Here is a 6,677-nt window from a genome sequence, read left to right as displayed (position 1 = left end):
TTTTATCTGCATTCATAGGCCTGTAAAAAGATACTGTAGTTAGTGGAGAGGTTAATAAAAGTTTTAACGCTGCATTTTTGTAGGCGTAGAAAGTCTCCTTTTTCAACTTATATTCTTCGCTCTTCGATTTTGCATTTAATTGTTTTATTTGCATCTCTTTTGCATATCGGTTTACCCACATTGTCCAATATGCGAGTTGAAGTGTAGCTCCTATTAATGCGTTATCTTTGTACCATTTTTTTAATAAAGATATCCACTCTTTTTCATAAAATTCTTTAGCAATTGCTTTGTTTTGATTACGCGTTTGTACAGCTTTTTTAGTAGCTCTTTTTCTGTTTTTTGCGATTTGTTCCCTATGTTGTTCTCGCCATAAATTTATAGTTTCTAGCGTCAGTTTGTTTACTTGATATAAGTTGTACATAGGATAAACGTGAGTTTTCCCTCACTTATGAAAAGAGTCGTAATAAGAGACAGATAATTTTCCTTCGTCTGTCCATCTTTTTCTTTCTGCTTTTGTTATATTAAGAAGTTCTTCTAATTTTGTAGGATGTATTGAAAAAGTATGAGGATACTTCCGTATTAAATTTTGTAAACGCATCTCATTCCCGTTAATTTCGACTTGTAACATAGTTATTAAGTTTTCTTTTTTTAGTTTCGAATGATTTTTATCTGTGTTGTTTATTTCGTCTCTTAGTTGTGCCATTGTCAATTTTTCTAAAATTTCTTTTTCAGAGTAATACATATGGTCCTCCTTTTAAAATTAGCGTGACATACCTTTTTCTCCTGTATATGAAAAATTCCTTCAAATTCTGATACATTTTTACAAATATTTTACATAACGGTTTACATCCACTAAATAAAAAGGTATTTTGCAAAAAATAGCCGTTTTTGAATCGGAAATCATCCAAAATGGGGGTTCATTCGGAAAACTATATTTTAAGTGGAACGGTGGAATGCGGGTTCAGGTGGAGTATCAGTAACCAATGTGATCGCCCTCGCCACTCAAGAAAGGAGGCGTGGGAAAAACGAGAACGGTGTCTCAATCAGGTGCGATGATCTCGCAGCGTTGAACCAAATCGAACGTGCCGGAGTTCTATTATTTGGTGTTTCTTTTTTGTAAGGGAACGAACTTATGAAATGCTGTACTAGTGCAACGCAATTTATATTGTGTTGCATGAAAAATGGGTACATATTGGGAAATATGATAGTTAACTTAATAAGTACTCTGGCATATATTGTGCATATACGGTATACACAATAAATAAGGAGGTTCTGTATGCTGGCATTAGACATTAGAAATTTAAATAAGAAATATCGAAATTTTGAGTTAAAGGATGTATCGTTTCAACTGGAAAAGGGTTATATTATGGGCTTTATCGGTGCCAATGGCGCAGGAAAAACAACCACCATTAAATCAATCTTGAACATGATTCATCTTGATAGCGGCGAGGTAGTTTGGAACGTTCGCGACCTTTAGGGATTTCGACCTGATCCGAAACTATGGAAAAGGAGAAAAGGTCATTACTTTAGGGGAGAATCCAGATACAGGTAAAAGGACTGGTTTATAACCCAAATAGTGAAAAACTATAACGAATATGCAGCATTTACTCCTGCTGAAGAAGTGCCCAAAAAGGAGGCTATACTAATGAGTAAAAAAGAAATGTTGCAAAATGGAGTCAAGCAAGTTTTTTACGAAGAAGAATGGTACCCACCTATATCAGAAGCGTTAAAGAATCTTACCGCTGCACAAGCATGTTGGCAACCAGAAGGAGAGGCCAGTAATACGATTTGGGAAAATGTAAACCATTTACTAACCTTTAAAGAGCGCTTACTTTCCCGCTTACATCAAGATGACACATTTGTTGCTCCACAAAATAATGATGACACGTTTGTCCAAGGTGGACCTAATGATGATGATGCTTGGCAACAAACAGTGAAGCGAACACTTCAAGTACATGATGCCTTACAATCTTCATTAACATCCCTTCAAGAAGCGGAACTGAATCAACCAAGTCCTTCTCTACCAGTTTGGCAACAATATCTGAATATCCTTTTGCACGATGCTTATCATACAGGACAAATTGTACAACTTCGTAAACTCCAAGGTTCATGGCCAGCTCAGCGTTCAAATTTATAAACGATGATTAAACTGAACGAATCCAACGCTTGATAGTTTCTTCATGTTTATCTAAGAGTTCAGCTACCTCTTTTACTGTATATACTTTCATTAACTCACCTCTTCGTTTTGAATATTCAATCTATTTTTAGTGCATAAACATTGTTGTAGTAAATATTTAGCTGTTATTTGTTGTGGTGGCAGGAAATGAGGTCATTTAGTGGTCTTATAAAAGAAGAAAGTACACCACTGTATAATTAGTGATGTACTTTCGTTAATATAATGTGCAACATTATAGGCAGTTTATTGATTTTAAAAGTCTCATGTACTATCACTTGTCTTTAATATTACAGAGTATTTCAAAATGGATTCTATTTATTTACCGTAGAATACGGATTAACACGATATTTTTAATTGGATTTTTCATTCTCATTAATCAGTGTTATCGGAAATCAATGTTGTCGTTAGTTCGGATTCGTCTTTTGTATAGTTGACGAAATTTGATGAAAGAGATAATCCTCCAAGGTAAGATATAGCTCAGCGCTACAGTCATAAATAGGGCTACTTCTGTTTCTGGACCTAAAAATTTAAAATAATCACGAAGTAAAAATCGGACAAGAAATACGATGAGAAAAGTAATGATAAAGCTCTTGTTTCTTACAGCATAAATATGTTGATCGGATCGGAGTTCATAGTTAGTGGTCCAAATAAGTGGAATAGACAAAAGGAACCCAAAGATAACCGCGCAAATCCATTCCCAGGGGGTGGCATGTGCATTTGGATTCAGGATGTAAAGACTAGGTAATAGTAGAAATATTATTGGGAAGAGAAGACGGGCTCCATTTCCTTTAATCGGACGATACATTGCCCTAGTTCTACGCCATAAGACCAACGCGGCAATTATGATCACAATAGAATAAAACGAAGAAGAATTCATAATCTCACCTCTATATACACAGTGTATTTCCGTAAAATGAAAATTGTGAATAGTTGAGCTTTAGTGTTTGTTTTAACTAGAAAAATATGGTACAACTTTATGGATATCATTTATAGAGTTAATCGCCATAACATATTATTATGCGTAGTAAACAAATAAGTTAATTCCTTATTCATCAAGGATTATATTGTCTCAGTAAGTTCATTGAAGCCTAACGTGGATTTGAATGGAAAAGCAGAAATGTCTACATTATATAGTATTGAAGGAGGATGCAGGAGATGAATCACCAAAAAGAATACTGGAATGAAGTAGCGAATGAAAAACAATTTACTACACCTTTTCAATTTGAGTGGTTTTCAAAATATGTGAACAAAGAAGCCGCTATATTAGATTATGGATGTGGATATGGAAGAACGCTACTTGAGCTAAAAGAAAATCAATATAAGAATTTGTACGGTGTAGATTTTTCAGAAGAAATGATTAAGCGAGCAAAGTTACAACATAATGATATCTATTTTGAGGTTATTGAGAGTGGGAAGATTCCTTTTTCAGATCATTCTTTCGATGCAGTACTGTTATTTGCGGTATTAACTTGTGTCTATAACAATGAAGAACAGGAAGCTATTTTACAAGAGGTGAAAAGAGTTTTAAAACCTGGAGGAATTGTTTATATTAACGATTTCTTATTGAATGGTGATGAAAGAAATAAAAATCGGTATGCCAAATACGATGAAAAGTATCATACATTTGGTGTGTTTGAATTACCTGATGGAGCTGTGTTACGTCATCATAATGAGGAACGAGTAAAAGAATGGACAAGCGATTTTCAGCAGTTAGAATACGAAAAAGTAGAATATGTGACGATGAATGGAAATAGCTCTAATGGATTAGTATATATGGGAAGTTTAAAGTAATAGATTTCTTGAATCTTTTGTCGGGAAGGGATGAATCTAGTGAATACAGTAACAGTTTATCATTATGATGCATTTAGCGATAAACCAAACAAGTGAAATCCGGCCGGGGTTGTTTTACAGGCTGACAAGTTAACAGATGATGAGATGCAGAATATAGCTTATAAAGTGGGGTTTAATGAAACTGTTTTTGTACTGGAGTCAAGCGTAGCAGATTTGAGAATTCGTTTCTTTACGCCAGGATACGAAATGGATCTTTGTGGTCACGGAACTGTAGCTGCCATTTACGCAATGCAGACTAGAGGGTTAATAGAAGAGACAGGAAACTTTACAATTGAAACGAAAGCAGGAGTTTTACCTATACAAGTGGAGTTAGATATCAACAGTAGACCATACATAACGATGAAACAAGCAAATCCACAGTTTCAAAGATTTGATGGTTCAATAGAAGAGTTAGCTACTTCTATCGGTCTACATGAGAATGAAATAGAAGAAAATTTACCAATTGTATATGGAAGCACAGGGAATTGGACTTTATTAATTCCAGTGAAAAAGCTTGCATCGTTCAAAAAGATGCAACCTAACAACAAGTTATTTCCCACTATCTTAACAGAAATGCCTCGAGCATCGATTCATCCTTTCTGTTTAGAAACGTACGACTCAAATGCTCACATGCATGCGCGTCATTTTTCATCAGCATATGCTGGTATAATAGAAGACCCGGTAACTGGTACAGCGTCAGGCGTTATGGGAGCATATTACGTTTCGTTTATTGATAAAGAATTTAATGAGATAAAAGAACTTTTAGTAGAGCAGGGGCATGAAATGGGGAAAGATGGACGAGTGAGGGTAATGGTGAGAAAAGATCGGAATGATGTTTTAGAAGTTGAGATTGCGGGAAGTGCGGTGTATGTGGACGGATTTGAAGTTACTAAAAATATTTAGCAATTTTTTATGAATGGAGGTATTTAGACTATGAATGCATTAATAGGAATTTCAGAAATTGATGAAAATAAAGTTAAGATAAATTACAGAGAAGCTGTCAGAGCTATAATTATTCAAAACAATAAAATTCTTCTCGTTAATTCGAACATGGATGATTATATATTTCCAGGTGGCGGGGTTGAAAAGAATGAAAGTCATGCAGAAGGATTAATGAGAGAAGTTGCTGAAGAGACAGGTTACCTTAACTGTACAATTGAAAATAAAATGGGTGTGGTTGTTGAAAGATATATAGATGAATATGAAGAAAATGCTATCTTTCAAATGACCTCCCATTATTATTTTTGTGAAATAAATGGCGAGAAAACCACTCGAAAATTAGAAGGGTATGAGCTTGAACAAGAATATACACCACAATGGGTGAAGCTTGGAGATGCGATAAATCAAAATGAAAAAGTTATGACCCAATGTGAAAAAAATTTGTGGATACATCGAGAAAATTTTGTTTTAAAGGAACTGAATAAAATCAAAAGTTGAATGAATTATGCAAAAGAAAGTGAGGGTGAAAATTTGAATGTTAGAGTAGCAAATGAATTAGATTATCCTGCTTTAAGGCTGATATATTTAGAATCACGTCGTAAAAGTTTCCATTGGGCGGACATAGAGGAAATGACTTTAGAAGATTTTGATAAGGATACTGTTGGAGAGTATATTATTTTAGCAGAAGAAAATAATCATATTCTTGGATTTGTTTCTTTATATTTGCCAGAGAACTTCATACATAATTTATTTGTTCACCCCGACTTTTCTGGTAAGGGTGTTGGTGGAGAGTTGCTTCATGCCTCTGTAAAAAAAATGAATAAACCACTAAGGTTGAAGTGCGTATCTGAGAATAAAAAAGCAATGAAATTCTATGAAAGTAAAGGTTGGAAGAAGGTTGTTGAAGAGGGAGAACCTGCAGAAAGATATTGGGTTATGGAATATGAATGAAAATATATAATGAAGAACTTGTTTGATTAGGTTCTTTTTATGGTATGCATGCTAACTAAATAAGTAAGTTGCAGTGGAAATATAAAAGTGATTCTATTCGTTTATATTTACGTTTGTTCAGTGGGAATCCTTTTAATCTATGTTCAAGTTATATTACGAGCCTTTGGTTCTATTATGAATAATATTCCAAGATACGATAAATCAAAAGTGTATGTTCGGTTATTATTGGTTTGTTGAAATTTAAGGAGGAGAAACAATTGGATGTAAATCAGTATTCACAAGTTTGGAACTTAGATACTTTGTTCACAGGAGGAAGTGAATCATCTCAATTATATGAACATATAAGACAGTTGGAAGCAAAAATTTACGAATTTGAGGAGAAGTTAATTGTTTTTAATACTCCCAAAAAAATAAGTGAATCAATTAAAATGGCAGCGTTAATTGATTTCATAGGTGATATTCGAATTAATTTATCACAAGTTAATTCCTTTTTAACTTGTCTTCTTGCACAAAACCCAAAGGACCAAAATGCTAAAACGTTACAAGGAAAAACAACAGTACTAAGTACTCGTTTTGAATCTGCATGCAATAAAGTGAAAATTATTTTAGTAAAAACCAATCAGTGTTTATGGGAGAGCTTACTTAATACAGATCATTTAGCTAATTACAAATTCATATTAAATGAGTGGCGTGAAGAAGCTAAGACGCAACTTTCAGATGAAGAACAAGATTTAGTGTTAGATCTAATGGTAGATGGATATCATTGATACTACGTCAAGAT

At 34.0% G+C, this 6,677-nt stretch carries 10 protein-coding genes and 1 pseudogene; 7 read left to right on the top strand and 4 right to left on the bottom strand.

What is annotated here, in order from left to right:
• Positions 1 to 421: hypothetical protein (locus tag V7024_RS23380; RefSeq protein WP_335524419.1), on the bottom strand; the 421-nt coding region annotated here is incomplete at its 3' end.
• A 21-nt stretch (positions 422 to 442) separates the two neighbouring features.
• Positions 443 to 742: a hypothetical protein gene (locus V7024_RS23375; protein WP_335524417.1), complete on the bottom strand. Its 300-nt coding sequence runs from the start codon at positions 740 to 742 to the stop codon at positions 443 to 445.
• Positions 743 to 1,276: 534 nt separating this feature from the next.
• Between V7024_RS23375 and V7024_RS23370 the strand changes: the two genes are divergently transcribed.
• Together V7024_RS23370 and V7024_RS23365 are read left to right on the top strand one after the other, a co-directional pair.
• On the top strand, positions 1,277 to 1,477 hold the full coding sequence (locus tag V7024_RS23370; RefSeq protein ID WP_335524415.1) for an ATP-binding cassette domain-containing protein: 201 nt from the start codon (positions 1,277 to 1,279) through the stop codon (positions 1,475 to 1,477).
• 168 nt (positions 1,478 to 1,645) lie between these two features.
• The gene (locus tag V7024_RS23365) at positions 1,646 to 2,137 is read left to right on the top strand and encodes a DinB family protein (RefSeq protein ID WP_335524414.1); all 492 of its coding nucleotides are present in this window, start codon (positions 1,646 to 1,648) and stop codon (positions 2,135 to 2,137) included.
• A 7-nt stretch (positions 2,138 to 2,144) separates the two neighbouring features.
• Here V7024_RS23365 and V7024_RS23360 read toward each other — a convergent pair whose 3' ends face one another.
• Together V7024_RS23360 and V7024_RS23355 are read right to left on the bottom strand one after the other, a co-directional pair.
• Positions 2,145 to 2,228 carry a helix-turn-helix domain-containing protein gene (locus V7024_RS23360; RefSeq protein WP_335524421.1) on the bottom strand — a complete coding sequence of 28 codons (84 nt, stop codon included), beginning with the start codon at positions 2,226 to 2,228 and terminating at the stop codon, positions 2,145 to 2,147.
• A gap of 330 nt (positions 2,229 to 2,558) precedes the next feature.
• Positions 2,559 to 3,053, bottom strand: a complete 495-nt coding sequence (locus V7024_RS23355; protein ID WP_335524412.1) for a CcdC protein domain-containing protein — start codon at positions 3,051 to 3,053, stop codon at positions 2,559 to 2,561.
• A gap of 278 nt (positions 3,054 to 3,331) precedes the next feature.
• On the opposite strand from V7024_RS23355, the gene V7024_RS23350 reads away from it, so the two are divergent.
• From V7024_RS23350 to V7024_RS23330, 5 genes and pseudogenes are all read left to right on the top strand, one after another.
• A complete protein-coding gene (locus V7024_RS23350) occupies positions 3,332 to 3,967 on the top strand; it encodes a class I SAM-dependent methyltransferase (RefSeq protein ID WP_335524410.1) in 636 nt (211 codons plus the stop codon).
• Positions 3,968 to 4,006: 39 nt separating this feature from the next.
• A pseudogene (locus tag V7024_RS23345) lies at positions 4,007 to 4,909 on the top strand (PhzF family phenazine biosynthesis protein).
• A 30-nt stretch (positions 4,910 to 4,939) separates the two neighbouring features.
• Positions 4,940 to 5,443 carry an NUDIX hydrolase gene (locus tag V7024_RS23340; protein WP_335524409.1) on the top strand — a complete coding sequence of 168 codons (504 nt, stop codon included), beginning with the start codon at positions 4,940 to 4,942 and terminating at the stop codon, positions 5,441 to 5,443.
• 33 nt (positions 5,444 to 5,476) lie between these two features.
• Complete coding sequence (locus tag V7024_RS23335; RefSeq protein WP_335524408.1) at positions 5,477 to 5,896, top strand: GNAT family N-acetyltransferase; 420 nt, start codon at positions 5,477 to 5,479, stop codon at positions 5,894 to 5,896.
• Between the two features lie 257 nt (positions 5,897 to 6,153).
• Entirely contained in the window at positions 6,154 to 6,663 is a 510-nt protein-coding gene (locus V7024_RS23330; RefSeq protein ID WP_335524406.1) for a hypothetical protein, read from the top strand.
• The last annotated feature ends 14 nt before the right edge of the window (positions 6,664 to 6,677 follow it).

The sequence above is a fragment of the Bacillus sp. JJ864 genome (genome assembly GCF_036963045.1).
In the GTDB taxonomy this organism is placed as follows: Bacteria; Bacillota; Bacilli; order Bacillales; family Bacillaceae_G; genus Bacillus_A; species Bacillus_A pseudomycoides_C.
Note: the sequence above shows the minus strand (reverse complement) of the source record. Positions and strands in the feature narration are given on the sequence as shown.

Bases quoted from the DNA above. Each gene is read 5' to 3' on its own strand.
- V7024_RS23375 (WP_335524417.1), bottom strand. From the start codon at position 742: ATGTATTACTCTGAAAAAGAAATTTTAGAAAAATTGACAATGGCACAA.
- V7024_RS23340 (WP_335524409.1), top strand. From the start codon at position 4,940: ATGAATGCATTAATAGGAATTTCAGAAATTGATGAAAATAAAGTTAAG.
- V7024_RS23370 (WP_335524415.1), top strand. From the start codon at position 1,277: ATGCTGGCATTAGACATTAGAAATTTAAATAAGAAATATCGAAATTTT.
- V7024_RS23355 (WP_335524412.1), bottom strand. From the start codon at position 3,053: ATGAATTCTTCTTCGTTTTATTCTATTGTGATCATAATTGCCGCGTTG.
- V7024_RS23365 (WP_335524414.1), top strand. From the start codon at position 1,646: ATGAGTAAAAAAGAAATGTTGCAAAATGGAGTCAAGCAAGTTTTTTAC.
- V7024_RS23350 (WP_335524410.1), top strand. From the start codon at position 3,332: ATGAATCACCAAAAAGAATACTGGAATGAAGTAGCGAATGAAAAACAA.
- V7024_RS23360 (WP_335524421.1), bottom strand. From the start codon at position 2,228: ATGAAAGTATATACAGTAAAAGAGGTAGCTGAACTCTTAGATAAACAT.